This window comes from Shinella zoogloeoides, from assembly GCF_003574625.1.
Taxonomy (GTDB): Bacteria; Pseudomonadota; Alphaproteobacteria; order Rhizobiales; family Rhizobiaceae; genus Shinella; species Shinella zoogloeoides_A.
The window spans coordinates 373496-395728 of record NZ_QNUJ01000004.1; the positions used below are offsets into that span (position 1 = coordinate 373496).

A 22233-nucleotide genomic window follows, 5' to 3' on the forward strand; every position below is an offset into this window, starting at 1 on the left:
CGCGTTGCGCGCAAGGGCTTGGAGTGGCTTGGCAGCATAGAGGCGGAATATGGGGTGGCGCACTGATGACCGACCCCGCCGAGATGATCGCATGGCTTGATCGCCGTATCGCCAGTGCAAAAACATGGCTCGAAGACCATGGCCGAGGCTCCAAGAAGCCACGCCCCGAAATGGAAATCGAGACCAAGGAATACGACATCGCCCGGTTCGAAGAGATCCGCGTCGCCTATTGCCGCGCCCTTGAGAACAGGAGGGCGAGCGCATGACGTGGATGGACGAAGCCCGCGCCGTCATCAGCCGCTACGACAGCGAGATGCCCGGCACGATATCGCTTGAGGACCGCAAGCGGCATCTGCGCCAACTCTGCCCGGCGCACTTCCGCTCGACGAGTTGGGGCCGGAAGGTCTGGCCGAAGGCCTGCAAAGAGTATCTGAAGCGGTTCGAGCCGGTGGCGAAGTCCGATGCCGCGATCCCGGCCAGCCACCTTTCGCCGCTTGAGCGCTTGATGCGGAGGGCAGGGGCATGAGCCAGAACACCTCTTCCGCCGTGATGCAGCAGCGCACCGAGGCACACGACAGCCTCAACGACTTCCCGACCCAGCCCTGGGGAACGCGGGCACTCTGCAAGCATGTGCTCTCCGGCTGCTACCTCAAGAACAAGACGGTCTGGGAACCAACCTGCAATCGCGGGCACATGGTCGACCCTCTCGGCGAGTTTTTTTCCGAGGTATGGGCGTCCGATATCCATGACTACGGCCTTGAAGGCGCGTTCCAGCATGATTTCCTGATGCCTTTCGTGCCGCCTGTCTTCCAGCGGCCCGGCCATAGTCCCGACTGGGTTGTCGCCAACCCGCCGTTCCGCCTTGCCGAGCAGTTCATCGCCCGCGCGCTTGAGGTTGCCACCGAAGGTGTAGCGATGATCGTCCGCACCTCGTTTCTTGAGGGCGTTGGCCGCTTCGAAAACCTCTACAGCAAGCGACCGCCGAACATCGTTGCACAGTTCTCTGAGCGCATCCCTATGGTCAAAGGCCGTCTGACCGCGAGGGGATCAACCGCGACCTCCTATTGCTGGCTGGTCTGGCTCACCGGCGTGACCGGCACTAAGCTGGTGTGGATCCCGCCTTGCCGTAAGCAGCTTGAGCGTACTGAGGACTACGCGGCCTATCGCGAGGTAGCGGCATGATCCAGCCATTTGGAAAGAGAGGCCGCATTGGCAGCCTCTCCAGATCGCTACATTCCTTACGCGGAAACACGTCCGCCGCCGGAGCGCGAACGGATCATCCACGGCATGACGCCGGGGGATTTCACCAGTATGCCCTTTTTCTCTCCAAAGGAGCGGATGGCATCGCGCCCGACCTTCAACGGCTTGTGCCCGTCAAAGGCCATGTAGCAGGTCTTAAGGGCCGCCTCGTGCACGATGTCACGATCTCTTTGCGGCCATTCTTCAAGGAAGTCGATGGCGTCTTCCAAGCACGTTATCTCTCGGATCAGCTCTCTGCGTTCCTTCAGATAGACGGGCTTATCAAATACCTTCGAGTTCATTTCTACCTCACTGAAAACGTTGGTGATCAACAAGGGTGGCGTCGGAATCGAACGCCGTCCGGGAATCTATTTTCGAGGCATGTCCGGTTCAAGATCGGGCAGCCGATCACCGTCGGAAAATTTAGCGGGGTGGCGGCATGACCCTCCACCTCACCAGAGAGCAGGGCCAAGCCCTCCTGTCATCGAAGCCGAAGCGCAGCAAGTACGGCGCCAAGCGGACACTGCTCGACGGCATCTGCTTCGATAGCAAAGCCGAAGCCAACTTCTACGCCGAACTCAAGCAGCGGGAGAAGGCCGGCGAGGTAACCGACATCGACCGCCAGCGCGAGTACGACCTGATGGTCAACGGCGTGCTAGTCGCTCGGTACAGGGCCGATTTCGTATTCTTCGACCGAATCCTCCGCTCGCGCCGCGTCGTGGACGTAAAGGGCGTTGCCACCAGAGATTTTCGTCTCAAGGCCAAGCTCATGAAGGCGTGCTTCGGCATAGAGGTCGAGGTGGTCAAATGAGCAACCGCGCCTGGATGCCGCTCCACATCGCTGACTATCTCGCTGACACAGGCCACCTGACGGCAACCGAGCACGGCGCCTACCTGCTGATGATCATGCACTATTGGCAGAACGGGAGCTTGCCGGCGAACGAGCGCGTTATCGCTCGCATCGCCAAGCTGACCGTCGAGCAGTGGGAGGATAGCCGCGACATCCTGGTGATGCTTTTTGGCCCCGGCTGGACGCACAAACGCATCGATGCGGAATTGTCGAAGGCCGACGAGATCATCGAGAAGCGTCGCTCGGCCGCAGAGGCGCGGCACGGAAAGGGGAAGAAGCAAACCCAAGATGCAAATGCAATGCATGTGCAAAGCAATTGCAGTGATACGGGCGTGCCACCTTTAACCGATAACCTATCTGCTCCTGCTTCTGACGAAGCAGCAGCAGCCTGCGCGGGGCCTGACCTCGATCCGCAGGTGCTCGAAAGCAAATTGCGGGATGCGGCTGGCGACAAGATGCAGCCGCACGGCGGATTCGTCGTCGGCCCCGTGATGGAGCTCATCCGCCAGGGCGCTGACATCGATCTCGACGTGCTGCCGACGGTCCGCTCCGTCGCGGCGCGGCTCGGTCGCCCGGCCAGATCCTGGGATTATTTCGTCCCGGCCATCCAGGAAGCCTTCGACAAACGGAAGGCTGCCGGCTCGTGGGAGCACCGCAGCGGAGCGCCCCCGCCGGTGAAGCCGGCCAGCCCGGCCATGCAGCGCCACGAGCGCATCCGCCAGAACCTCAAACGCGAAATCTACGGTGATGAAAATGCAGACAATGCCGGCCCTGTCATCGACCTTGCAGAGCGAGATTACCGCCCTCACTGAAAAGCTTTCGGCCGCTGGCTCCGACGAGGTGGCGAAGTGCATCAATGCCCTGCTTGAGGCTGGGCTTATGATCCCGTCGGCCGTGAGCGAGAACGAGGCTATCGACCTTTACCGCGAAGCTCTCTCCGCAACCCCGATCGAGGGGCTTCGCAAGGCCTTCATCAAGCTTAAGCGCGGCGGCTACGCGAAGCACGTCACGTTCCTGCCGAACCCGTCCGAGCTGGCGGCACTCGCCAATGCCGAAGCGGAATCGCTGCGCGCCGACCGCGCTCGGATTTCTGAGCGCGCCAGGATGGTCCGCGAGAATGCTGCCCTAGGCGTAAAGGCCGGCAAGCACGTCATGCTCAAGAACATCACGACCGACGCTCGGCTGCGCGCCGAAGAGCTTTCGCTTCTCGGCTGGTATCTCGTGGACAACTGCCCATCGCAAGAAAGCTGGGTCGGGCGCGTGAAGAAAGGCCTTCCGGTCGGCGCTGTATTTCTGTGGGCCATAGGTGAAATCTGGGCTCCTCCGGCGGCGCAGGAATCAGGTAGGGCAGCAGCATGAACATCCAGTTCACAGCGAAGACGTTCACCAGCGCCGCGGCGCTGATAGCCGATCATGCAGCGGTTCGCCGCCGGCTGTTCAACCCGCCAAAGCCGAAGCCGGTTATTGCTCCTCCGGTCTCTGTTGTGGTCAAGCGTCAGACCTCACGGGACGACCTGCAGCAACACGACGCGCACGTCATGGCCTATCGGCGCTGGCAGATGGTTTCCGCCAACGGACCTTGCTCTGCCCATATCCTTGAGCGCTGCGAGCAGGAGGGGATGCCATACGGACTTGTGACAGGCCCATGCCGCCAGAAGCATATTGCCCGGTTCCGGCAGAAGCTGATGTGGGAGATCAAGACGATGATCAAACCCTCGGCGAGCCTGCCGGAAATTGGCCGACTGTTCGGCGGCCGGGATCATACGACCGTTCTGCACGGCGTTCGCCAGCACGCGAAGAGGATCAGCCATGAGCCACAAGCCTGACCTCCAAGCCATCAAGAGAGAGCGAACGGAGAGCGCAAGCGCCGTGAGACGGCAATCCATAGGGTTATCGACGCCTATGTACGTGGGAAGAGCCCGGATTACTGCATGCGGGAGATCTGCCAGATCATCGGACGGATTCCCCGAGGCTCGATCCTCAACGGCAAGGAGGGGTGAGGATGACGGATGGGAAGCCTGAGAGATGGCTTGAACTCATGGGACCGCATATCAGGCGTTTCGAGGTGGCGGCGAAGTTCGGACAAAGCGCTACCTACAACGCGACTGGCAGCGCAGCGATGGCCCAACTCATCAAGAAAATGGCGACGATCATCGACGAAGAGATCGACCGTCGTCGCAAACAATGAACGGCGGAACACGAGGAAAAACCATGAAATCTTACTGGTACGCGGTACGAGCAAAGCCCGGCACACAGCGGATGGCAAGGCCGCTCCCGATTCCGGCGAACATCACCGAGAAGGAGAAGATCGAGGCCGAGCGTCGCAAGGGCGAAAGCATCCTTGAGCGCCAGCTTCGCCAGGAGGGCATCGACGTCTTCATGCCGTCCTACTGGATCCGGACCAAGCACCACCGGACGAACAAGCTCATCGAGCGCCGGCAGCCTTTTCTCGTCGGCTACGCCTTCGTGCATCTGCCGCGGCTTGAGTTCGAGCGGGTGAGGGCGGTCGATGCCGTCATGTGCATGCTGGCGCCGACCAGAAGCGCCGGCCCGGTGCGCTTCCCCGAGAACATGATCGCTCAGTTCATGATGGACGAGTTCGAGGCGGACCAGGCGCACAAGCTGCAGGAATGGTCCGACATGGAGCGCCAGCGCTTCAACAAGCAGAACCATCTTCGCGGCCAGTTGAAGAAGGTGTTGCCGAAGGGCCGGAACCCGAAGACATCCCTGCGCGAACACGCGGATATGGCGATCGACCGGCTGAGCGAGGTGGTCCGTGCCCGAGTTCTGGCGATTACTGCACAACTTGATGCGCTGGAAGCCGCTGAGACGCTTGCGGAAATTGATCAGGTCGCTTAGAATCACCGAAACCTTTGGTGATTTGTGGCTGTTCTGATCGCGGACCTCGATTAACGAGGGAACACTCGCCGGGCCACGGGGCGGATTTCACCGCGCCCCGCTGTTGAAGAATATTGTCATTTTTCTGTCGGTGTAGAGCAGCCCGGTAGCTCGCCAGCCTCATAAGCTGGAGGCCGCAGGTTCGAATCCTGCCACCGCAACCAGTTTGGAATGGCGGCGCTGAAGGAAGCGCGGACGTGATGAGCAATCCCCCTGCCTGCGGGTAGCCTTCTGAAAACAGGGAGCCGGTATCAAGCCCGGCCCATTCCAAAGCTATTTGGACGATGATGTTCGGTGCTGTGCTGGGTTAGCAGCTTGCCCCTTTGGGTACAACGACCGAACATCTACAAGCGGCCCAGCGGTCGTCCAAAGCCCATCGGGAAGGCGGGCACGGCGCGGAGCCGGTTCGCACAGGCAGACGGAGAATGGTCCCTGCCGTTCCTTCCCGACCTTGGAGAGCCGCGAAGACGCACATATGGGGAGTGACCCGTACTCGGCGTTGAAGCCATGGCCCGCACATGACGCGGGTGAAACAGCGGCACTGAATTCGCCGAAAGGCAAAGAAATCGGGAATGCCTCAGCCTAAAGGCTCAGGCTGGAACAAGAGCGAGGCGCTGCCGTCCCTTCGCATTCCCGACCCCATACGGCATAGCCGACAATCATGCGGATACGGCCACCCGTCACAATGCCGCAGAGCCGGAGTGATTGATGTGATGCCGGCATCCATTCTGCCCGTCGCCTTCACTGGTGGCGGGTTTCTCATTTCAGGAGAGAGCGATGACTGAGCCCGCCACGCTGTTCAAGCTCGCAGAGGACATGCGCCGCGAGACCGAGAATGTGGTCAACCGCCTCCATCGCCGTTGCCGGATCGGCCGCGTCACCAGAAAGGTGATGATCCACGGCGGCAAGATGGTGCTCCCCAAGAGCTGGACGCCCGATCCGATGAAGCCGGCGCCGACGCCGTTCTACACTTCCGCCTAACCCCTCCACCCCAGCAGAAAGGAACCAGCATGCGCAGTATCCGAAGTCTGATCTGTGCCGGCCTCGCCCTTGCGGCCATGGCCTTCACCATCGCAGCGCCCGCCGTCGCGGCCACGCCCACCGATCCCGGCATTTACGAGGCCGTGAAGGCCAGCGTCGAGAAGCCGATGATCCACCAGGTCTATGCCGACGTCGTCTGCCTCAGCGTCATCGCCCCGTCGGTCGAGCCGCAGAGCGCAGCCACCCGAAGTTCTGTCGGCCCGTCCATCCTGAACGTTGCCAGCACGCCCGTCGCCGTCGAAGCCTACAGCCGCATCGACCCTGACATCGGCGCCCGAAGTATCTCCTAACCCCCGCATCCCCAAAACGAGAGCCGGGCTTAGGTCCGGCTGCTCAGGAACCGTCAATCGCCGCTCTTGCCGAGCCCGGAAGGGCCATCCAGCCGACCCGCGGTCGCGGCAAGTGCTCGGATCGCTTCCATCGCGGTCGCTAGGCCCTGCATGAGCATTGCGGTGTCGCTCGCGCCACTAGCCTTATCGATCTCGATCGCTCGGGTGCGCAGGCTGGTGCTTTCCGACTGCAGGCGGGCTAGAAGGTCATCGTTCATTGCTTCTCTCCATTTTCGGGAGAACGCTGTTGCGGCTGAGCCAGTTCCGCTCGCGATGGCCCTTGTGTCAGAACCACCGCAACGCCAACCAGAAGCAGGCATAGGCGAAAAGACCAATAACGATGAGCAAGGCAATCTGCCGAGCCATGTGGAAGTGCCTCCTCTTGTTCGAACTAGGGCTGGATTTCCCTCTCTGTATCCTCGATGGAGGAAAGAGAAAGGTGGCTTCACTCACCGTTCCCGGATGACGGCCTTTTCAGAGCCTTCAGGCGTGCTACCAGAGAACTGTACTGGTAAACCGCCTTGAGCAATTCCTTCGCTAGATCTACCGCTAGTGCCGCTTCCGCCTCTCCAATCTTGTCGTAGTCTTTTGCTTCAACGTGAGCGGCATCGTTTCCTAGAATGCGCAGCTCATCAGCGGCGGCAAGCAGTTCATCAGGGATAACAGCTACCCCCTTTAGCGCAGCGATACGCGCTTTCAGATTTGCGCCATTGGCTGCTTTATCTTCGCAAAGCTCCTCAAGTACGCGGCGGACCATCAGAGCACAGGCTTTGAAAGCACCAGCTGCATGACAAGCTACAGCCTCCTGGAGGGACGACAGAATTTTGTCTGGAAGGGCAGTTGCATCAAAATCGATCAACTCAGGAGGGTAGCAGGCTCTGTTGCCGGTACGAGAATCTGAGGCGACAAATACCAAGGCGCCGCATTCAAAGTTAGGGCACCTTCGAAGGCCGGCGAGGCTGCGAACCTGTTGCACGCTTCCGGTGCCTGGAATCTGCTTGTTATGAACGTCCCACAGAATATCAGTGTTGTTCGGATATCCACCAAACGCGCCTGCGTGACGACAAAATGGACAACGAAGATTGATCGTCTCAGGTGGGCCTTGGTGCACAGTCCCCTTTACAACTAGCTTCATTACTTGCCTCCAAAGTTGTTTTCAGCAGCACAAGATCAAACTGAGCGCGAGATTTCAATAGGGCGCGATAGCCGCCGCTGATTGAATAACAATCAAGGAAATCAAGATGGCCCACGGCGGCAAGCGTGAAGGCGCCGGACGGAAGAAGGGTGCGGTAACGCAGGCGAAGAAAGACCTTGCCCAGATGGCAAAGGAACATGCCAAAAAGGCGCTCGGCGTCTTAGTGCAAGTCGCCCAAAGCGGCATGAGTGAGGCGGCGCGGGTTCTCTCTCCGGCCGGCCGACGCCTGAGAAGCCGTCGATCATCGAGAAGACGGTTGAGGTGCCGGTCGAAAAGCCCGTCGTCCCCGAGAAGGTCGAGCAGAGGGTCAAGGAGAAGTCCAACTGGCTGACCTGGCTGACGGGCGGCGGCGGTCTCGGCACGATCGGACTCGGCTGGCTCTCCGGCATGGACTGGCAGGCCATCGTTGCAGGCGGCGTCGTGCTCGTCGTTGTCCTGCTGGTCCTCGTTCTCCTGCGCAGCCAGATCATCGCGGCGGTTCGCGAGATCAAGGCGGAGGTGGCGGAGTGATCGACAAGCTCTCCCTCATAGGTGGCGCGCTGATCGGCGGCTTCATCGTGTTCCTCGGCTTCGGGGCCGTGAATGACCTCTGGCTTCTCCCGCGCGCCGAGGAGCAGGGCAGGGCGCTGGAGCGTGCCGACTCGCTCAAGAAAGCCATCGAACTCGTTCAGAAAAGGAGCCGCACCAATGCGGATGTTTCGAAGCTTGATGATGCTGGCATTTGCCGGGAGCTTGGCGGCGTGTTCGCAGACGGCATCTGTCAGTGATGGCTCAGGCTTCGAAGCCCTGACCCCATCGGCCGGTACCCGCGCCTATATCGTCGCCAATGACCGGCCTTTTGCCGAGCAGGTCATCGCCCACAATCGCACATGCCAGACGCAGCCAGGATGCCGGAAATGAGCCCACCCGAAACTGACACCGATCTCAGGAGCCGCATGGTGAGCGCCGAGCACACCATCCAAGGCAACACACAACGCATCGCCGCCCTTGAGGCATGGCAGAGGCAAAGCGATCTGGCTGACGCTCGTAAGGAAGGCGAGTGGAAAGCCATGAACGACAAAATCGACTCTGTCGGATCGAAGGTCGACAAGATATCCGATAGCCTTCAGTGGGTGGTGCGGCTGCTCATCGGGGGCATTATCATGGCTGTTCTCGCCTTCATGGTGAGAGGCGGTTTTGCGCCGTAGTGTCAATAAGAATTATATGAAATATGATTCCCTTAGAAGATGTACTCGACGCTTCTAACTATCGCGAACGAACACGCCAGCCTCTTCCGCGGCAGCGAGGAATGCCTCTCTTGCCGCTTCCGGCGCCTCGCGTCCCTCCAACACCGCTAAGCACGCCTTCTGCGCCTTCATGAACGCATGGCCTGAATGAACTGGCCAATCCATGAGTAGGGCCCGCGCAGCCTCGTCGGCGCTTGCGATCGTGCGATATTGACCGAGCCGCTGGGTTTCGAATGTGACCGGCTCATTCCATCTGCCAGAGTCCATCTCACACCTCACGCTATACAAAGCGCCCCGCGCGAGGCGGGGCAAAAGGCTGAACTAAGTAGAGTGGCGTTTCAGAACGAGCGCGAGAGAGAATTGTTCCGACAGGTGGCGGCGCAACGGGGGCTGCGCCGCCAAACAGGCCCCCGGACCTGCGCCTTTGGGTTGGCTTCCCAAGGCTCCCGCGCCTGTGCAGGCTGCTGAGGATGACATGATCTCATGTTCGGAGGAAGCCACAGTTAGTTTGCACCCAAGAATGGCCGGTAATCCGTTCTGTAGCGAACGGAACATACGCATTCTATTTTCGTTGCTCCTAAACAAGGGCTGCCGACTTTTCGGCGCCAAGGAGTTTCAGGGATATGGCAAGCGATTTCAGCTCCGGTGCAGCCGGTGCGGGGCTTCGCGCGTCCTTGGTATCGGCGATTGCATATGACGAGATTTGCAATAGTTGCCGGATCGAGGTCACAATCACGGCTCAGTCTGTCATTCTAAGTGGGACAGTCACACCCGAGGCTGCACAAAGAGCGCTGCAAATCGTGCGTGAAATCGCTGGCAGCGCACCCATTTGGGACAGGATGATTTGGCTCTAAAGCAGGATTTTCGTAGATCTTGGCGAAAAAAGAGACGAACCTCCTGGTTTTCAAGAAGGTTCGTCTCTCGAACAAATCCCGCTTGGGGACATCAGCGGGCGCGTCTACAACTCCGGAATATTCGCATTGTTCCGTGGCCATTGCGCATCAGGCCCGGAGTTCGGCGGAAAGCAAGACTTCCTCGTCTGCTGCGCCCTCCTCGGCCGTTAGATAACCCGCTCCGATCAACCAGTCTTGGGCGATGACCGCAAGCGCTTCCTCGCGCGTTATGTCCTGCTCCAAAGCAAAGCGGTCTAAGGCGTCTTCAATCTCTGGCGCCAGCTTCATCATTCCACCTCCGCTAGATGCTCCTTTGTTCGCAGGCATGCCCGATCACAGCGAGTTGATGACCGGCTCGGGCTTGCCGGCAAACGTCGCCTTGTTCACCTCGCGACTGACGCGACGTATCCGCATCTGCCCGTTGAGGTGATGCGCCAGAATGCCCTTGAGATTTTCCTTCGGTGTGCTTTGGTTTAGCCAGCCCTCGAAGACCTCGGGCTGGAGGATGACGGGCATGCGGGCGTGAATCCGGCTTATGGGGGTGATCGAGGGGGCGGTGATAATTGTGCAACTCGTCACATCGAGCGTCGTGTTGTGCGCCCATAGGCCGGCGAAGGCGTAGGGGGCACCCCCAGGCATCTGGATCAGCCAAGGATCCTTGCCGCCGTCATCCCCTTTGGTCCACTCATAGAAGCCATCCGCCGGGATTAGGCAGCGCCTCATCCTGAACGCGTCGCGAAATGCTGGCGACCTGTCTACGGTTTCGATGCGGGCATTGAACATGGCCGCCTTCGGCATTTCCTTCGCCCAGTGTGGCACCAGCCACCACCGGCCGTCCTCGACGATCTGGCTACCTTCGTCATCGACCCGGATGAACGGGATTGTCTGCGTCGGCGCGATATTGTAGCGCGCTTCGGTGTTTCTGATCAGGTATTTGTCGGTCAGGCGGTAGAGCGCGACAAGCTCGCGCCAGGACATCATCTGTGTGAAGCGGCCGCACATGCCTTTCAGCTCCTTAGGTCTACCGACAGAGGATAGGGCGCGGTGTTCAGGCCGACAAGGGACCCGAATTTCGAGTGGAGCCCGGCTCCTTAAATGGATAATGCTCCCAGCACCACCAGCGCATCGGTTCGGCCTTGGATCGAGCCAGCCCGAATCCTCCCCATTTGTTGCAGCTGGGATGCTCGCAATAGTGCTCTTCTGGCGCATGAGGATGGGTATCGGTGCGGTCGTTGAGGCTCATGCTTCTTCATCTTTCCCCTGCTGCTTCATCACTCTGATGCCGTTGCGAAGCCGTAAACCAGACGAATAATGAGGCCTGAGGTAGTTGTATATCTCGATAGCCGCCCCTGCATTGTGCGCGCCACCCAGCCGTTCAATGGGCACGTCGTTGGAATCGACGCGATCAACCATAAAGGGGAAGGGGCCGGCGAAGAACTTGTCTTTTTCCGGGAGTATGATGATTTCGCTCTGCTCCCCGACGCGGCAAAAGAAGATGCTGTCAGGTCCATAGACCCACGCTGTCACTCGTTCGTAGTTGATGGTGCCTCGCGCCTGATAGCAGACCTGCCATGATCCTTTGTAGTTGATCAGCATCGGCTCGGTCAGCGGCGTTCGTCTCGTTTTCGATTTCTCCGTCATGCGGTTCTCCACCCGAAGGACCGCATTCCTTCGTTCTCTATGTGTTCACGTTCCGCCAGAGCGGTAAATGATCCAGGAAGAGGGAAGAGTCAAGGTGAGACCTAGGAGCGGAAATTCCTATTTGTTTTCAATGGGGCGGTGCATGGTCCCACCTTACAAGAACCAATTGATTTTACGTCATTTTTGCAGAACTGCAGGGGTCGCCAAATATGCAAGTAAAATCAACGCTTTCCGACATCCGTTGATGCTCATCTTGGCGAGATCCACCGATAGGCGGGTTTCGTGATATACCCTGCATAACCTACCCCTAATTTTCTTTTCCGCCCTCGCCTTTATCGCTACAGTTGCGTTCTGGCCCGAAGCATCGGGCCGTCGCGAGGGAGGGAAAGTGAATGCGAATGGGTCGATTTCTTGGCATGCTGGCATTGGGACTGCTGGGATCGGCAGGCCTTTGCATCGCGGATGAAATGCCCGCTTTCTGGGCGAAGTCGATGACGAACGATCCGGCGACCAATTCCTATCTCGCCCGGACCTCCAAGCCCCTGCCGGACCATGACGCCGAGACGATGCGGGTCGTCACGCTCGTGAAAGTGCTCGGAAAGGAATGCCGGGGCGCTTCGGTCAACAAGAAGGCGTTGAAGGCCTTCATGAAGAGCGCGAACTACGCCGGTATCAAAGGGAAATCCTACGATAACGCGGTCTTTCTCACGCAGCACAGCCTGAAATATTTCGACTACCGGATGCTCGCGCATCTGTGCGCGGGGAGCGACTATCTTTTCGGCCCACAGGGGCACCTTGCCGCCGGTTTGATCAAGACGGGCAAGGGAAAACCCCGCGCCAGCTATGATCCGAGGAATCCCTATCTGCGCATTCAGGTCGGCAAGTCGTAGCGGCGCTCCGTTCGGGGACTATGGCCCTGCCGGCGCTTCCTTGAGTTCGCAGGCGGCGGTGCCGATCGTCATCGTGTTGCCGCGCCAGTCGATGTTTCCGCCGAGCCAGGCGCGCAGCCAGATGGCGGGCATCATCATGTCGCGCAGCATCATCGCGGGTAGCGACCAGAGCGAGAGGCGCCAGCCCTTGGCGAGCGCGAGACCGGCTTCCGGCAGGTAGATGCCGGCGAGCACCAGCAGAAGGGCGGGCGTCAGCGGGGTTCCGGCAAGGAGGGCGGCGGCGAGTGCGAGAAGGAGCGGCGGCAGGATGCCGAGCAGGATCTCCGGCGCGAAGAAGCCGGGGAAGGTGACACGGCGAAGGCGCGACCAGCGGCTCTGTCGCGACCAGATCTCGCGGCCGGTGCGGCGCCCCAGCGGCTGCTCGAAGGGCGAGGAGACGAGGTGCACCTTGAAACCGAGCCGGTTCACCAGCTTCGTCGAGGCGGCATCTTCGGCGATCTCGGCATTCAGCGCGTGGATGCCGCCGTTCTCGTCCAGCATCGGCTTGTACCAGAGCATGCTTTTTCCCTGGGCGAAGCCGAAGCCGAGCGCCTCGCCGGCATATTGCCAGCGCGCCTGCTGGGTGTTGAGGAACATGCATTCCACCTCGGCCCAGAAGCCGTCCGGGCGCGAGCCGAGCGGCGTCGAGCAGACGACGCCCGTGTCGCCGCGCCAGGCGGCCATGAGGTGCTGGATATAGTCCGGCGGCATCAGCACGTTCGAATCGGCAAGGATGACCCAGTCGTGACGCGCGGCCTGCCAGCCCTTGACGCAATTGTTGAGCTTGGGATTGGCGCCGATGCGGTCGTCGCCGACGAGGATGCGGGCCTCGACATGCGGGTGGGCGGCTGCCGTCCGTTCGATTTCCGGCACGATCGGATCGTTGCCGTGGGCGACGCAGAAGAGAAGCTCGTATTTCGGCCAGGTGAGGCGGAAGGCGCGGTCCAGCGTCTCCGCCGAGAAATTCTCGATGCCGCGCACGGGAACGACGATGGAGACCGGCGGTTTCTTGCGAACCTCGGGCGGCGGCGCGCCGGCCGGGTCAAGCCGTCTTCCGGCGACGAGGATGCTCGCAAGGTTGGTCGCAACGAGGGCGCCCGAGGCAAGGGCGAGGGCCTGAGCCATGTCCATTCACGCAAACTCCGATGGGCGCCGGCCCTCAACGGGCGGCTGCCGGGGTGCATTCACGCGGGAAGAGACAGCACTGTCACATGACAGGGGAATGACGGGGCGTCCGGCCCCGTCTATTCCGGCGGCAGGCGGTTGCGCACGACGGTCACCGTGCAGGGCGCATGGGCGGCGACGCCGCCGGAAACGCTGCCGAGCATGGAGCGCATGGCCGATTCGGCGCGCGCGCCCATGACGATATGGTCGACATAGTTTTCGCGGGCATATTCCAGGATGGCGTCGGCGGGCGAGACGGCCTCCAGCACATGGAAGGTGATTCCCCCTCCGGGGGCCGGCAGGTCGGTCGACCAGTTGCGAAGCTGCACGAGGCGCAGGACATGCTTGTTACGGCCTTCCTCGTCCAGCGAGGTGTCTATGGCGATGCGGTTGATCTTCAGCACGTTGATGAAGGCGATGCGGGCATCCGGCGTGTTCTCGATGATGCGGGCGACGGTCTTGCGGATGGCGTCGGCAAGGTCCGGTGTCTCGCCTGCAAGGTCGATGGCGACGGCGACGATGGGGGCACCCGCAAGCTGGGCTTCCGCCGTCCGGGGCCTCGCGGCCTCGATGGGCACGGGATTGAAGCGGCGGCGCAGCACCATGCCGAGCGGGTCGCGCTTCATCTTCTCCGCCCGCGCCGTCAGCTTGACGGAAGAAAGATCCTGAAGGTCGAGGGCGAGCTGGGCGGCGCTCGGATAGCGCCAGGCGGGGTTCACCTCCAGGCATCGCAGGATGATTTCCTGCAAGGCGGGCGGGATCGCGGCGTTGCGGACGCGCGGCGGCAGCGGATCGCGCCAGAGCCGGCGCTTCAGGCCTTTCAGTCGCTGCGGATCGCCGAAGGGGCGCTCGCCGGTCGCGAAGAAATAGAGCATGACGCCAAGCGCGAAGAGATCGCTGCGGAAATCGCTGCGCGTGCCGAGCACCTGTTCGGGCGCCATGTAGGGCGCGGTGCCGTAGGGCAGGCGGAACTGTTCGTCCATGAGGTCCGGCAGGTGGATATGGCGGGCGAGGCCGTAGTCGATCAGCACGGCCTCGCCGGTCTCGCGGAACATGACGTTGGAGGGTTTCAGGTCAAGATGGACGACATGCTGGCGATGCAGCGAATCGAGCGCCACCGCCACCTTGGCGCCGATGGCGGCCACCTCTTCCGGCGGCAGCGGCAGGCGCTCGAGCAGCGGATAGAGCGAGGTGCCGGGCAGGCGCTCCATGACGATATAGGGGAGCGTCGCGAAATCGCCGTTTGCGACGAAGCGCGGCACATGCGGGCCGGAAAGGCGCGGCAGGATCATCTGCTCCATCTCGAAGCCGACGATCGCTGCCGGATCGTCGCCCTCGCCGATGACCGGCACCTTCATCAGGATCGGGAAGTCGATATCCGGCCGACTGACCTTCCAGATGCGCGCCATGCCGCCATTGTGGGCGATATCCTCGATGACGAAGCCGTCGATCACGTCGCCGGGTTTCAGCCTCGCCTTGACCATCTAGCGTCCCCGCAGCAGGCGGTCGGCGAGCGAGGCCGGAAGGCCCGCCGCGCGGATATTGCCGGCCGCCTTCTCCACGTCGTAGGCGGCGCGCATGAAGCGGAGTTCCGCGCTCTCGGTATCGTAGAGCGCGAAGGCCGCGGCCGGGTTGCCGTCGCGCGGCTGGCCGACCGAGCCCATGACGGCAAGCCAGCGACGCTGCGGCAGGAGCGGCACCGGCGTCGCGGCGACCGGGGCAAAATGCGTGATCTTGCCGCCCGGCGCGGTGCAGTAGAGCGCCGGCTTGTGCACATGGCCGCAGAAGCTGACGCGCGCCTCGCAGGCGGCGAGATGCTGGCCGGCATCGCTGGCGTCGAGCACATAGTTCCAGTCGGCCGGCGCGCTGGCATCGGCATGGACGAAGAGACAGTCGCCCTCGCGTGCCTTGAAGGGCAGGGCGGCGAGAAAGGCGCGGGTGGCGCCGCCAAGCTGGCGGCGCGTCCATTCGAGCGCCAGCGTCGCCGTAGCATTCATCGAGACGGAAGGATTGCCGACCGCGTCGTCGTGGTTGCCGCGCAGCACGATGGCGCCGCCCGCGGCAAGCCACATCGCCTGTTCCGCGCACCATTCGGGATCCGCGCCATAGCCGACGATATCGCCGAGCAGCACGAAGCGCTCCGCCCCGGCCGCTTCCGCGGCCGCCAGCACGGCCTCGAAGGCCTCGCGGTTGGCGTGGATATCGGAAAGGATAGCGAGCAGCATGGCGATCCGGTCTTTCAAGGTCGATGACGAGCATAACGCGCCTTGCCGGCCGCAACCATTCGACGGAAGGGGAATATCGCCCGCGCGGACTGGCGTTTCGTCAGGAATCGCGGGCGCGGAAGGCGAAAAGATCGGCATCCGCATCGCCATGGCCGGCAATATCGGCGGCGACGATCTCGGCCGCGATCTGGCTGAAGGTGATGCCGTTGCCGCCGAAACCCATCACGGCGAAGACGTTCGGCAGGCCGGGAACGCGGCCGATGAGCGGCAGGCCGGTGCGGGTGGTGCCGAAGGGGGCGGCCCAGACATGGGCCGGCTGCGGCAGGGAAAGGCCGAGCAGGGCCTCGACCTTGCGGTGGATCGTCTTCGCCTTCTGCCGAAGCTTTTGCGGCGAGGCATAGGCGTCCTCGCTCTCCTCGTCCTCGCCGCCCGCGATCAGTCGGCCGTCGCGGGAGCTGCGCAGGTAGAGATAAGGATCGGCGCCCTCCCAGACGATGCAGTCCTTCAGCCAGTCCGGCAGCGCCGTGCCGGGCGGCGTCGAGAGCGCCCAGGTGGAGACGATGGCGTGATCCCGGTCGGCGACCGCTTCGAGGAATTCGTAACCGGAGCAGAAGACGGCGTGCCGCGCCGAGAGGATCCTGCCTTCTTCCGTGGCGAGGAACACGCCGTCCGCTGTGGCGCGCATGTCGGTGATCTCCAGCGGGCTGACGATCTCCACGCCGCGCGCGGCGGCGGCCCGCAGGATGCCGGCCGCCATCTGCGCCGGATTGGCGGAGGCCGAGATGTCGCTGAGAAGCGCGCCGGTGCGCTGGATGGAGAAGCGCTCGGCGAGGGTGGCGGCATCGAGGAAGTCCGCCGCGATGCCTGCCGCGTTGCGGGCGTCCAGTTCGTTTTGCAAGGCCCGCCGGCCATAGGCATCGCCGGCAAGGAAGAGTGTCTTCTCGCGCTCGAAGCCGCAGGATATGCCGGTATCCGCGACGATCCGCGTCAACTGTTCCACGGCGCGGGCGGAGCGCTGCCAGGCGCGCCGGGCCTTTTCCTCGCCGATCATGCCGGCGAGCCTGTGCAGGGGAACGTCGATTTCGTGCTGGATCATCGCCGTGCTGGCGAGCGTGCTGCCATGGACGGGCTGCCGGCGGTCGACGACGAGCACGGACCGCTTGCCGTCGGCGAGCGCATGGGCTGCGAGGGCGCCCGAAATGCCGGCGCCGACGACGATGCAGTCGTAGTCCGTCCGCGACGGCCTGCCGCGCACGCGCAGGGTAATGCGCGGCGAGTCGGCCCAGAGGGGATGGGATTCATGCAGGTCGCGCTGGCGCGTGATGTCGCGGGATTTCGGAATGGTGCCCCTCCATGCGAAAAGTCTTCCCAAACGGGCAAGGGGCGGAAAAGTTCCGGCCGGCCGCGGCGCAGGGCGCTGGTGCTTGCATTGCGGGCCGAAAGCATGCAAAGCACGGGGCGCCTGAAACACGACCGGATTTTGCCATGACCGTGAGTTCGAGAACGCCCCGCCCGATCGACCATCTGGTGCTGCCGGTGTCCGAGCTTGGAATTGCCCGCGAGCGCCTGACGCAGCTCGGCTTCACCGTCGCCAAGGACGCGCGCCATCCGTTCGGCACGGAAAACTGTTGCGTCTTCCTTTCCGACGGCAGCTATCTGGAGCCGCTCGGCATCGCCAACCGCGAGGAATGCGAGGAAGCGGCGCGCAGCGGCAATACGTTCATCGCCCGCGACCAGGCGTTCCGCTTCCGCCGCGGGCAGGAGGGCTTTTCCGGCATCGCCATGGCGACAGGCGACGCTTGGGACGATGACCGGCGCTACCGGTCGGCGGGGATTTCCGGCGGCGAGATCCTGGAATTTTCCCGTGACATGCTGCTGCCGGACGGCACGTCCGCGACCGGCAGCTTCCGCCTTGCCTTCGCCGCCGACCTGCGCAGCCCCGATTTCTTCTTCTTCGCCTCCCAGCGCATCCTGCCGCTGCCCTCCGACCGCAAGGCGCTGGAAACGCACGGCAACGGCGTCGTGGCGCTCGCCGAGGTCGTGCTCTCCGAACAGAACCCGACGGACTTCCAGTATCTCGTGCAGGAAGCCGCCGACGAGCGCGAGATCGAGGCCATGTCCTTCGGCATGTCGGTCGAGACGCCGCGCGGCCGCATCACCGTGCTGAACGATGCCGGCCTCGAAGGCTTCTACGGCATTGCGCCGGTCGCCGGCGCGGACCGTGGCCTCAAGGGGCAGGCGGTCGTCTTCAGGGTTTCCAGCCTGTCCGATTGTCGCCGCCTGCTGGCGCAGCGCGGCGTCGCCTTCCGCGAGCGGGACAACCGCCTTCTGGTGCCGCCGGCACCGGGTCAGGGCGTCCTCTTCGTCTTTGGAGAATGAGATGAAAACCAATTCCACCGTCATCGTCGGCGAAGGCACCAGGAAGGTCACCTTCGCCCAGGACAAGCGCTTCTCGCTGATCGCCGGCCCCTGCCAGATGGAAAGCCGCGACCACGCCTACATGATCGCCGGCACGCTCGTCGAGCTTTGCGACAAGCTCGGCATCGGCCTTGTCTACAAGTCGTCCTTCGACAAGGCGAACCGCACCTCGCTCTCCGGCAAGCGCGGCATCGGGCTTGACAAGGCGATGGAGATCTTCGCCGACCTCAAGAAGGATTTCGGCTTCCCGGTCCTGACCGATATCCACACGGAAGAGCAATGCGCCGTCGTCGCCGAGACGGTCGATATCCTTCAGATCCCCGCCTTCCTGTCGCGCCAGACGGACCTTCTCGTCGCCGCCGCCAGGACCGGCCGCACGATCAACGTCAAGAAGGGCCAGTTCCTTGCGCCTTGGGACATGAAGAACGTGCTGGCGAAATTCACCGAGAGCGGCAATCCGAATGTGCTGCTCTGCGAGCGCGGCGCGTCCTTCGGCTATAACACGCTGGTTTCCGACATGCGCTCGCTGCCGATCATGGCCGCCCTCGGCGCGCCGGTCGTCTTCGACGCCACCCATTCGGTGCAGCAGCCGGGCGGGCAGGGCGGTTCGACCGGCGGCCAGCGCGAATTCGTCGAGACGCTGGCGCGCGCCGCCGTCGCCGTCGGCATTGCCGGCCTCTTCGTCGAGACCCACGAGGACCCGGACAATGCGCCTTCCGACGGGCCGAACATGGTGCACCTCAAGGACATGCCGCGGCTGCTGGAAAAGCTGCTCGCCTTCGACGCCATCGCCAAGGCCTGAGATTTCAAACGGATGACACGAAGAGGTGCCATCCGTTTTTCGGCGCCATCGTGCCATTGTAATTTCCGAATGGTCGATTAAAAGTGGATTTTAATCGATTTACGAACCCCGAAACAGGACGATATCCATGACTGCTATCATCGACATCATCGGCCGCGAGATTCTCGACAGCCGCGGCAATCCCACCGTCGAAGTGGACGTGCACCTCGAGGATGGCAGTTTCGGCCGCGCGGCCGTTCCCTCGGGCGCCTCGACCGGCGCGCATGAGGCCGTCGAACTGCGCGACGGCGGCAAGCGCTACCTCGGCAAGGGCGTCGAGAACGCCGTCGCTGCCGTCAACGGCGAGATCTTCGAAGCCATCGGCGGCCTCGATGCGGAAGACCAGATCCAGATCGACCAGACGATGATCGAGCTCGACGGCACGCCGAACAAGGCCCGCCTCGGCGCCAACGCCATCCTCGGCGTCTCGCTCGCCGTCGCCAAGGCCGCTGCCGAAGCCGCCAACCTGCCGCTCTACCGCTATGTCGGCGGCCCGAACGCCCGTGTCCTGCCGGTGCCGATGATGAACATCATCAACGGCGGCGCGCATGCCGACAACCCGATCGACTTCCAGGAATTCATGATCGTGCCGGTCGGCGCCGAGACGATCCGTGACGCCGTGCGCATGGGCTCGGAAGTCTTCCACACGCTGAAGAAGCAGCTCGCCGCCGACGGCCACAACACCAATGTCGGCGACGAAGGCGGCTTCGCGCCGGGCCTCGCTTCGGCGCCCGCCGCGCTCGACTTCATCATGAAGTCCATCGAGAAGGCCGGCTATCGTCCGGGCGAGGACATGTTCATCGCGCTCGACTGCGCCTCGACCGAGTTCTTCAAGGACGGCAAGTATGTCCTGGAAGGCGAAGGCCGCACGCTGGAGCCCGGCGCCATGGCCGATTACCTCGCGGAACTCGCGGCCAAGTATCCGATCTTCTCCATCGAGGACGGCATGGCGGAAGACGACTGGGACGGCTGGAAGCTCCTGACCGACAAGATCGGCAAGAAGGTGCAGCTCGTCGGCGACGACCTCTTCGTCACCAACTCCGCGCGCCTTCGCGACGGCATCAAGATGGGCGTCGCCAACTCGATCCTCGTCAAGGTCAACCAGATCGGCTCGCTCTCCGAGACGCTCGACGCCGTCGAGACCGCGCACAAGGCGAGCTACACCGCCGTCATGTCGCATCGCTCGGGCGAGACGGAAGACTCCACCATCGCCGACCTCGCCGTCGCCACCAACTGCGGTCAGATCAAGACCGGCTCGCTGGCCCGCTCCGACCGTACCGCCAAGTATAACCAGCTCATCCGCATCGAGGAGCAGCTTGGCGCGCAGGCACGGTTCGCAGGCCGCAGCATCCTGCGCGGCTGATCGGAAAAACAGTTTATCCGAAATGATGAAACCCGCGTCGCGAGACGCGGGTTTTGTTTTTTAAGGGTCGGGGAGGCGTGCGGTTTTCTCCCTGGTCAGCCTTCTTTCTTTGACCTGTCCGGCTGTGGCGTGTGGCATTGTCCTTGGGGCGATCCCCGAGAATGACGGCGGCAAAGGGCGAGGCTGCGGCGAGGGATTGAGCCCCCAGTCCATCAGTCGATGTATGGTGGAGCGTCGGGTGGTGCGGCATGGCGTGCCGCTGCTTCAGCCGGCGGTTTCTCTTCTGTCGTCATCCCCGGGCTCGGCCGGGGATCACACCACACCCAACCACGCTTCATTATGGCGCCACGAGGGAGCGCGCACCCGTCACATGCTTCCCTGCCGCCGCGCCCGTCATGGTCAATGATCGGTTAACCCCTTGGTGCTAGTGTACAATCCGTACTGCGTATCGGGGCACTTGCATGTGGACCAAACATCACAAGAAGCGGAAGTTCGGCCGGCTTACTCTGCCGGTAATTACGGTCGCATTCCTTTCTTATTTCGGTTACCATTCCGTCCATGGCGATCTCGGCCTCAGGGGAATGGAGGAGTTTGAGCGGCAGAGGGTGGAGCGCCAGGCGCGTCTCGACGTGCTTGTGCGCCAGCGCCAGATCCTGGAAAAAGAGGTCGCCCTGATGAGCGACGGCTCGCTCGAGCGGGACATGCTCGACGAAAAAGCGCGCTCGTACCTGAACATGTCGCGCGCCGACGAAATCGTCATTTTCCACTGAAAGTGTCGATTAACTGAAATCTGGTTAATCGTAAATCAGCCTTATTATTCAGAGGCTTGTTCAGAATATAAGCCATGCAATTATGGCATTGCTGCGGCCGGATTTCTCCCCTATGGTTTTCGCCAAGAAGGCAAACATAGGGAGGAACGAATGGCTCCGCGCAAAAACGCGTCCACGTCCAGCCGCAAGCCTGCGGCAAAGCCTGCGAAGAAAGATTTCCTCGGCGGCACCATCGCCGACTTCTCCAAGGAAGACGACCTCAAGGCCTATCGCGAGATGCTGCTGATCCGGCGTTTCGAGGAAAAGGCCGGCCAGCTCTACGGCATGGGCTTCATCGGCGGCTTCTGTCACCTTTATATCGGCCAGGAAGCCGTCGTCGTCGGCATGCAGCTCGCGCTGAAGGAAGGCGACCAGGTCATCACCGGCTATCGCGACCATGGCCACATGCTGGCCTGCGGCATGAGTGCGCGCGGCGTGATGGCGGAACTGACCGGACGCCGCGGCGGCCTTTCCAAGGGCAAGGGCGGCTCCATGCATATGTTCTCCAAGGAGAAGCATTTCTACGGCGGCCACGGCATCGTCGGCGCCCAGGTCTCGCTCGGCACGGGCCTCGCCTTCGCCAACCGCTACCGCGGCAACGACAATGTCTCGCTCGCCTATTTCGGTGACGGCGCGGCCAACCAGGGCCAGGTCTACGAAAGCTTCAACATGGCGGCGCTCTGGAAGCTGCCGGTGATCTACGTGATCGAGAACAACCGCTACGCCATGGGCACGGCTGTCTCGCGCGCCTCCGCCCAGACCGACTTCTCGCATCGCGGCGCTTCCTTCAACATTCCCGGCTTCCAGGTGGACGGCATGGATGTGCGCGCCGTGAAGGCCGCCGCCGACGAGGCGGTCGAGCATTGCCGCGCCGGCAAGGGCCCGGTCATCCTCGAAATGCAGACCTACCGCTATCGCGGCCACTCCATGTCCGACCCGGCGAAGTACCGCTCGAAGGACGAGGTGCAGAAGATGCGCTCGGAGCACGATCCGATCGAGCAGGTGCGCGCGCGCCTTCTCGAAAAGGGCTGGGCCAGCGAGGACGATCTCAAGCAGATCGACAAGGACGTCCGTGACATCGTCGCCGACAGTGCCGATTTCGCGCAGTCCGATCCGGAGCCGGATGTATCCGAACTCTACACCGACATCCTGCTGTAATCCGGGGAGGGATA

32 protein-coding genes and 1 tRNA gene are annotated in these 22233 nt (G+C 62.4%); 22 read left to right on the forward strand and 11 right to left on the reverse strand.

Going from position 1 to position 22233, the window contains the following annotated elements:
• Positions 1-65: 65 nt before the first annotated feature.
• Genes DSD28_RS25870 through DSD28_RS10145 form a run of 3 tightly spaced genes read left to right on the forward strand, consistent with a single transcriptional unit; the run spans position 66 to position 1182 of the window.
• Complete coding sequence (locus tag DSD28_RS25870) at positions 66-266, forward strand: hypothetical protein (RefSeq protein WP_162911308.1); 201 nt, start codon at positions 66-68, stop codon at positions 264-266.
• Positions 263-526, forward strand: a complete 264-nt coding sequence (locus tag DSD28_RS10140; protein WP_162911339.1) for a hypothetical protein — start codon at positions 263-265, stop codon at positions 524-526. Before DSD28_RS25870 ends, DSD28_RS10140 begins: the two co-directional genes overlap by 4 nt.
• Positions 523-1182, forward strand: a complete 660-nt coding sequence (locus DSD28_RS10145) for a methyltransferase (RefSeq protein ID WP_119256257.1) — start codon at positions 523-525, stop codon at positions 1180-1182. The genes DSD28_RS10140 and DSD28_RS10145 overlap by 4 nt, the downstream gene beginning before the upstream one ends.
• Positions 1183-1238: 56 nt before the next feature.
• On the opposite strand, the gene DSD28_RS10150 is transcribed toward DSD28_RS10145, so the two are convergent.
• Complete coding sequence (locus tag DSD28_RS10150; RefSeq protein ID WP_119256258.1) at positions 1239-1541, reverse strand: DUF982 domain-containing protein; 303 nt, start codon at positions 1539-1541, stop codon at positions 1239-1241.
• Positions 1542-1678: 137 nt separating this feature from the next.
• Here DSD28_RS10150 and DSD28_RS10155 point away from each other — a divergent pair, with 137 nt between their 5' ends.
• The 9 genes from DSD28_RS10155 (at position 1679) to DSD28_RS10195 (ending at position 6318) form a co-directional block, all read left to right on the forward strand.
• Positions 1679-2050 (forward strand): DUF1064 domain-containing protein, encoded by a 372-nt coding sequence (locus DSD28_RS10155; protein ID WP_119256259.1) that lies wholly within the window; start codon positions 1679-1681, stop codon positions 2048-2050.
• Positions 2047-2901, forward strand: coding sequence for a YdaU family protein (locus DSD28_RS26240; RefSeq protein WP_245424799.1), 855 nt, complete (start codon positions 2047-2049; stop codon positions 2899-2901). The genes DSD28_RS10155 and DSD28_RS26240 overlap by 4 nt, the downstream gene beginning before the upstream one ends.
• Positions 2843-3448 carry a hypothetical protein gene (locus DSD28_RS10165; protein WP_162911340.1) on the forward strand — a complete coding sequence of 202 codons (606 nt, stop codon included), beginning with the start codon at positions 2843-2845 and terminating at the stop codon, positions 3446-3448. The genes DSD28_RS26240 and DSD28_RS10165 overlap by 59 nt, the downstream gene beginning before the upstream one ends.
• Positions 3445-3915 (forward strand): helix-turn-helix domain-containing protein, encoded by a 471-nt coding sequence (locus tag DSD28_RS10170; protein WP_119256261.1) that lies wholly within the window; start codon positions 3445-3447, stop codon positions 3913-3915. The genes DSD28_RS10165 and DSD28_RS10170 overlap by 4 nt, the downstream gene beginning before the upstream one ends.
• 176 nt (positions 3916-4091) lie before the next feature.
• The gene (locus DSD28_RS10175) at positions 4092-4277 is read left to right on the forward strand and encodes a hypothetical protein (protein ID WP_119256262.1); all 186 of its coding nucleotides are present in this window, start codon (positions 4092-4094) and stop codon (positions 4275-4277) included.
• Positions 4278-4300: 23 nt separating this feature from the next.
• A complete protein-coding gene (locus DSD28_RS10180; protein WP_245424800.1) occupies positions 4301-4948 on the forward strand; it encodes a hypothetical protein in 648 nt (215 codons plus the stop codon).
• A 125-nt stretch (positions 4949-5073) separates the two neighbouring features.
• Positions 5074-5151: transfer RNA gene (locus tag DSD28_RS10185), tRNA-Met, on the forward strand.
• Between the two features lie 613 nt (positions 5152-5764).
• Positions 5765-5968: a hypothetical protein gene (locus DSD28_RS10190; RefSeq protein ID WP_119256264.1), complete on the forward strand. Its 204-nt coding sequence runs from the start codon at positions 5765-5767 to the stop codon at positions 5966-5968.
• Positions 5969-5997: 29 nt separating this feature from the next.
• Positions 5998-6318 carry a hypothetical protein gene (locus tag DSD28_RS10195; protein ID WP_119256265.1) on the forward strand — a complete coding sequence of 107 codons (321 nt, stop codon included), beginning with the start codon at positions 5998-6000 and terminating at the stop codon, positions 6316-6318.
• Positions 6319-6371: 53 nt separating this feature from the next.
• Here the strand turns inward: DSD28_RS10195 and DSD28_RS10200 are convergent, their stop codons facing one another.
• Positions 6372-6575: a hypothetical protein gene (locus tag DSD28_RS10200; protein ID WP_119256266.1), complete on the reverse strand. Its 204-nt coding sequence runs from the start codon at positions 6573-6575 to the stop codon at positions 6372-6374.
• A 227-nt stretch (positions 6576-6802) separates the two neighbouring features.
• Positions 6803-7492: a DUF4145 domain-containing protein gene (locus tag DSD28_RS10205; protein ID WP_119256267.1), complete on the reverse strand. Its 690-nt coding sequence runs from the start codon at positions 7490-7492 to the stop codon at positions 6803-6805.
• Positions 7493-7813: 321 nt separating this feature from the next.
• On the opposite strand from DSD28_RS10205, the gene DSD28_RS10210 reads away from it, so the two are divergent.
• The 3 genes from DSD28_RS10210 (at position 7814) to DSD28_RS10220 (ending at position 8739) form a co-directional block, all read left to right on the forward strand.
• Complete coding sequence (locus DSD28_RS10210; RefSeq protein WP_245424801.1) at positions 7814-8062, forward strand: hypothetical protein; 249 nt, start codon at positions 7814-7816, stop codon at positions 8060-8062.
• The gene (locus DSD28_RS10215; RefSeq protein WP_119256268.1) at positions 8059-8319 is read left to right on the forward strand and encodes a hypothetical protein; all 261 of its coding nucleotides are present in this window, start codon (positions 8059-8061) and stop codon (positions 8317-8319) included. Before DSD28_RS10210 ends, DSD28_RS10215 begins: the two co-directional genes overlap by 4 nt.
• A gap of 129 nt (positions 8320-8448) precedes the next feature.
• On the forward strand, positions 8449-8739 hold the full coding sequence (locus DSD28_RS10220) for a hypothetical protein (RefSeq protein WP_119256269.1): 291 nt from the start codon (positions 8449-8451) through the stop codon (positions 8737-8739).
• A 54-nt stretch (positions 8740-8793) separates the two neighbouring features.
• Here the strand turns inward: DSD28_RS10220 and DSD28_RS26485 are convergent, their stop codons facing one another.
• The gene (locus DSD28_RS26485) at positions 8794-9045 is read right to left on the reverse strand and encodes a DUF982 domain-containing protein (protein WP_119256270.1); all 252 of its coding nucleotides are present in this window, start codon (positions 9043-9045) and stop codon (positions 8794-8796) included.
• Positions 9046-9401: 356 nt separating this feature from the next.
• On the opposite strand from DSD28_RS26485, the gene DSD28_RS26490 reads away from it, so the two are divergent.
• On the forward strand, positions 9402-9632 hold the full coding sequence (locus tag DSD28_RS26490; protein ID WP_119256271.1) for a BON domain-containing protein: 231 nt from the start codon (positions 9402-9404) through the stop codon (positions 9630-9632).
• A 147-nt stretch (positions 9633-9779) separates the two neighbouring features.
• Here the strand turns inward: DSD28_RS26490 and DSD28_RS10235 are convergent, their stop codons facing one another.
• The 3 genes from DSD28_RS10235 to DSD28_RS10250 all read right to left on the reverse strand — a co-directional run bounded on the left by DSD28_RS10235 (position 9780) and on the right by DSD28_RS10250 (position 11312).
• Positions 9780-9962: a hypothetical protein gene (locus tag DSD28_RS10235; RefSeq protein ID WP_119256272.1), complete on the reverse strand. Its 183-nt coding sequence runs from the start codon at positions 9960-9962 to the stop codon at positions 9780-9782.
• Positions 9963-10004: 42 nt separating this feature from the next.
• Positions 10005-10673 (reverse strand): SOS response-associated peptidase, encoded by a 669-nt coding sequence (locus DSD28_RS10240; protein WP_119256273.1) that lies wholly within the window; start codon positions 10671-10673, stop codon positions 10005-10007.
• Positions 10674-10910: 237 nt separating this feature from the next.
• Positions 10911-11312, reverse strand: coding sequence for a hypothetical protein (locus DSD28_RS10250; RefSeq protein ID WP_119256275.1), 402 nt, complete (start codon positions 11310-11312; stop codon positions 10911-10913).
• A 398-nt stretch (positions 11313-11710) separates the two neighbouring features.
• On the opposite strand from DSD28_RS10250, the gene DSD28_RS10255 reads away from it, so the two are divergent.
• Positions 11711-12202, forward strand: a complete 492-nt coding sequence (locus DSD28_RS10255) for a hypothetical protein (protein ID WP_119256276.1) — start codon at positions 11711-11713, stop codon at positions 12200-12202.
• 18 nt (positions 12203-12220) lie between these two features.
• Here DSD28_RS10255 and DSD28_RS10260 read toward each other — a convergent pair whose 3' ends face one another.
• The 4 genes from DSD28_RS10260 to DSD28_RS10275 all read right to left on the reverse strand — a co-directional run bounded on the left by DSD28_RS10260 (position 12221) and on the right by DSD28_RS10275 (position 16972).
• Positions 12221-13372 (reverse strand): ceramide glucosyltransferase, encoded by a 1152-nt coding sequence (locus DSD28_RS10260; RefSeq protein ID WP_119256277.1) that lies wholly within the window; start codon positions 13370-13372, stop codon positions 12221-12223.
• Positions 13373-13485: 113 nt separating this feature from the next.
• The gene (locus tag DSD28_RS10265; RefSeq protein WP_119256278.1) at positions 13486-14889 is read right to left on the reverse strand and encodes a bifunctional serine/threonine-protein kinase/universal stress protein; all 1404 of its coding nucleotides are present in this window, start codon (positions 14887-14889) and stop codon (positions 13486-13488) included.
• Entirely contained in the window at positions 14890-15630 is a 741-nt protein-coding gene (locus tag DSD28_RS10270) for a metallophosphoesterase family protein (RefSeq protein WP_119256279.1), read from the reverse strand.
• A gap of 100 nt (positions 15631-15730) precedes the next feature.
• Positions 15731-16972, reverse strand: a complete 1242-nt coding sequence (locus DSD28_RS10275) for an NAD(P)/FAD-dependent oxidoreductase (protein ID WP_119256404.1) — start codon at positions 16970-16972, stop codon at positions 15731-15733.
• A gap of 143 nt (positions 16973-17115) precedes the next feature.
• Between DSD28_RS10275 and DSD28_RS10280 the strand changes: the two genes are divergently transcribed.
• The 5 genes from DSD28_RS10280 (at position 17116) to pdhA (ending at position 22219) form a co-directional block, all read left to right on the forward strand.
• Positions 17116-18009 (forward strand): VOC family protein, encoded by an 894-nt coding sequence (locus tag DSD28_RS10280; protein ID WP_119256280.1) that lies wholly within the window; start codon positions 17116-17118, stop codon positions 18007-18009.
• A gap of 1 nt (position 18010) precedes the next feature.
• A complete protein-coding gene (kdsA, locus tag DSD28_RS10285; protein WP_119256281.1) occupies positions 18011-18850 on the forward strand; it encodes a 3-deoxy-8-phosphooctulonate synthase in 840 nt (279 codons plus the stop codon).
• Positions 18851-18977: 127 nt separating this feature from the next.
• A complete protein-coding gene (gene eno / locus DSD28_RS10290; protein WP_119256282.1) occupies positions 18978-20252 on the forward strand; it encodes a phosphopyruvate hydratase in 1275 nt (424 codons plus the stop codon).
• Positions 20253-20713: 461 nt separating this feature from the next.
• Positions 20714-21022, forward strand: coding sequence for an FtsB family cell division protein (locus DSD28_RS10295; protein ID WP_119256283.1), 309 nt, complete (start codon positions 20714-20716; stop codon positions 21020-21022).
• Positions 21023-21172: 150 nt separating this feature from the next.
• Entirely contained in the window at positions 21173-22219 is a 1047-nt protein-coding gene (pdhA, locus tag DSD28_RS10300) for a pyruvate dehydrogenase (acetyl-transferring) E1 component subunit alpha (RefSeq protein ID WP_119256284.1), read from the forward strand.
• Positions 22220-22233: the final 14 nt, after the last annotated feature.

What these genes read in the sequence shown, in the direction of transcription:
- DSD28_RS25870 (WP_162911308.1), top strand. Translation starts at nt 66, where the DNA reads ATGACCGACCCCGCCGAGATGATCGCATGGCTTGATCGCCGTATCGCC.
- DSD28_RS10140 (WP_162911339.1), top strand. Translation starts at nt 263, where the DNA reads ATGACGTGGATGGACGAAGCCCGCGCCGTCATCAGCCGCTACGACAGC.
- DSD28_RS10145 (WP_119256257.1), top strand. Translation starts at nt 523, where the DNA reads ATGAGCCAGAACACCTCTTCCGCCGTGATGCAGCAGCGCACCGAGGCA.
- DSD28_RS10150 (WP_119256258.1), bottom strand. Translation starts at nt 1,541, where the DNA reads ATGAACTCGAAGGTATTTGATAAGCCCGTCTATCTGAAGGAACGCAGA.
- DSD28_RS10155 (WP_119256259.1), top strand. Translation starts at nt 1,679, where the DNA reads ATGACCCTCCACCTCACCAGAGAGCAGGGCCAAGCCCTCCTGTCATCG.
- DSD28_RS26240 (WP_245424799.1), top strand. Translation starts at nt 2,047, where the DNA reads ATGAGCAACCGCGCCTGGATGCCGCTCCACATCGCTGACTATCTCGCT.
- DSD28_RS10165 (WP_162911340.1), top strand. Translation starts at nt 2,843, where the DNA reads ATGCAGACAATGCCGGCCCTGTCATCGACCTTGCAGAGCGAGATTACC.
- DSD28_RS10170 (WP_119256261.1), top strand. Translation starts at nt 3,445, where the DNA reads ATGAACATCCAGTTCACAGCGAAGACGTTCACCAGCGCCGCGGCGCTG.
- DSD28_RS10175 (WP_119256262.1), top strand. Translation starts at nt 4,092, where the DNA reads ATGACGGATGGGAAGCCTGAGAGATGGCTTGAACTCATGGGACCGCAT.
- DSD28_RS10180 (WP_245424800.1), top strand. Translation starts at nt 4,301, where the DNA reads ATGAAATCTTACTGGTACGCGGTACGAGCAAAGCCCGGCACACAGCGG.
- DSD28_RS10190 (WP_119256264.1), top strand. Translation starts at nt 5,765, where the DNA reads ATGACTGAGCCCGCCACGCTGTTCAAGCTCGCAGAGGACATGCGCCGC.
- DSD28_RS10195 (WP_119256265.1), top strand. Translation starts at nt 5,998, where the DNA reads ATGCGCAGTATCCGAAGTCTGATCTGTGCCGGCCTCGCCCTTGCGGCC.
- DSD28_RS10200 (WP_119256266.1), bottom strand. Translation starts at nt 6,575, where the DNA reads ATGAACGATGACCTTCTAGCCCGCCTGCAGTCGGAAAGCACCAGCCTG.
- DSD28_RS10205 (WP_119256267.1), bottom strand. Translation starts at nt 7,492, where the DNA reads ATGAAGCTAGTTGTAAAGGGGACTGTGCACCAAGGCCCACCTGAGACG.
- DSD28_RS10220 (WP_119256269.1), top strand. Translation starts at nt 8,449, where the DNA reads ATGAGCCCACCCGAAACTGACACCGATCTCAGGAGCCGCATGGTGAGC.
- DSD28_RS26485 (WP_119256270.1), bottom strand. Translation starts at nt 9,045, where the DNA reads ATGGACTCTGGCAGATGGAATGAGCCGGTCACATTCGAAACCCAGCGG.
- DSD28_RS26490 (WP_119256271.1), top strand. Translation starts at nt 9,402, where the DNA reads ATGGCAAGCGATTTCAGCTCCGGTGCAGCCGGTGCGGGGCTTCGCGCG.
- DSD28_RS10235 (WP_119256272.1), bottom strand. Translation starts at nt 9,962, where the DNA reads ATGATGAAGCTGGCGCCAGAGATTGAAGACGCCTTAGACCGCTTTGCT.
- DSD28_RS10240 (WP_119256273.1), bottom strand. Translation starts at nt 10,673, where the DNA reads ATGTGCGGCCGCTTCACACAGATGATGTCCTGGCGCGAGCTTGTCGCG.
- DSD28_RS10250 (WP_119256275.1), bottom strand. Translation starts at nt 11,312, where the DNA reads ATGACGGAGAAATCGAAAACGAGACGAACGCCGCTGACCGAGCCGATG.
- DSD28_RS10255 (WP_119256276.1), top strand. Translation starts at nt 11,711, where the DNA reads ATGGGTCGATTTCTTGGCATGCTGGCATTGGGACTGCTGGGATCGGCA.
- DSD28_RS10260 (WP_119256277.1), bottom strand. Translation starts at nt 13,372, where the DNA reads ATGGACATGGCTCAGGCCCTCGCCCTTGCCTCGGGCGCCCTCGTTGCG.
- DSD28_RS10265 (WP_119256278.1), bottom strand. Translation starts at nt 14,889, where the DNA reads ATGGTCAAGGCGAGGCTGAAACCCGGCGACGTGATCGACGGCTTCGTC.
- DSD28_RS10270 (WP_119256279.1), bottom strand. Translation starts at nt 15,630, where the DNA reads ATGCTGCTCGCTATCCTTTCCGATATCCACGCCAACCGCGAGGCCTTC.
- DSD28_RS10280 (WP_119256280.1), top strand. Translation starts at nt 17,116, where the DNA reads ATGACCGTGAGTTCGAGAACGCCCCGCCCGATCGACCATCTGGTGCTG.
- kdsA (WP_119256281.1), top strand. Translation starts at nt 18,011, where the DNA reads ATGAAAACCAATTCCACCGTCATCGTCGGCGAAGGCACCAGGAAGGTC.
- eno (WP_119256282.1), top strand. Translation starts at nt 18,978, where the DNA reads ATGACTGCTATCATCGACATCATCGGCCGCGAGATTCTCGACAGCCGC.
- DSD28_RS10295 (WP_119256283.1), top strand. Translation starts at nt 20,714, where the DNA reads ATGTGGACCAAACATCACAAGAAGCGGAAGTTCGGCCGGCTTACTCTG.
- pdhA (WP_119256284.1), top strand. Translation starts at nt 21,173, where the DNA reads ATGGCTCCGCGCAAAAACGCGTCCACGTCCAGCCGCAAGCCTGCGGCA.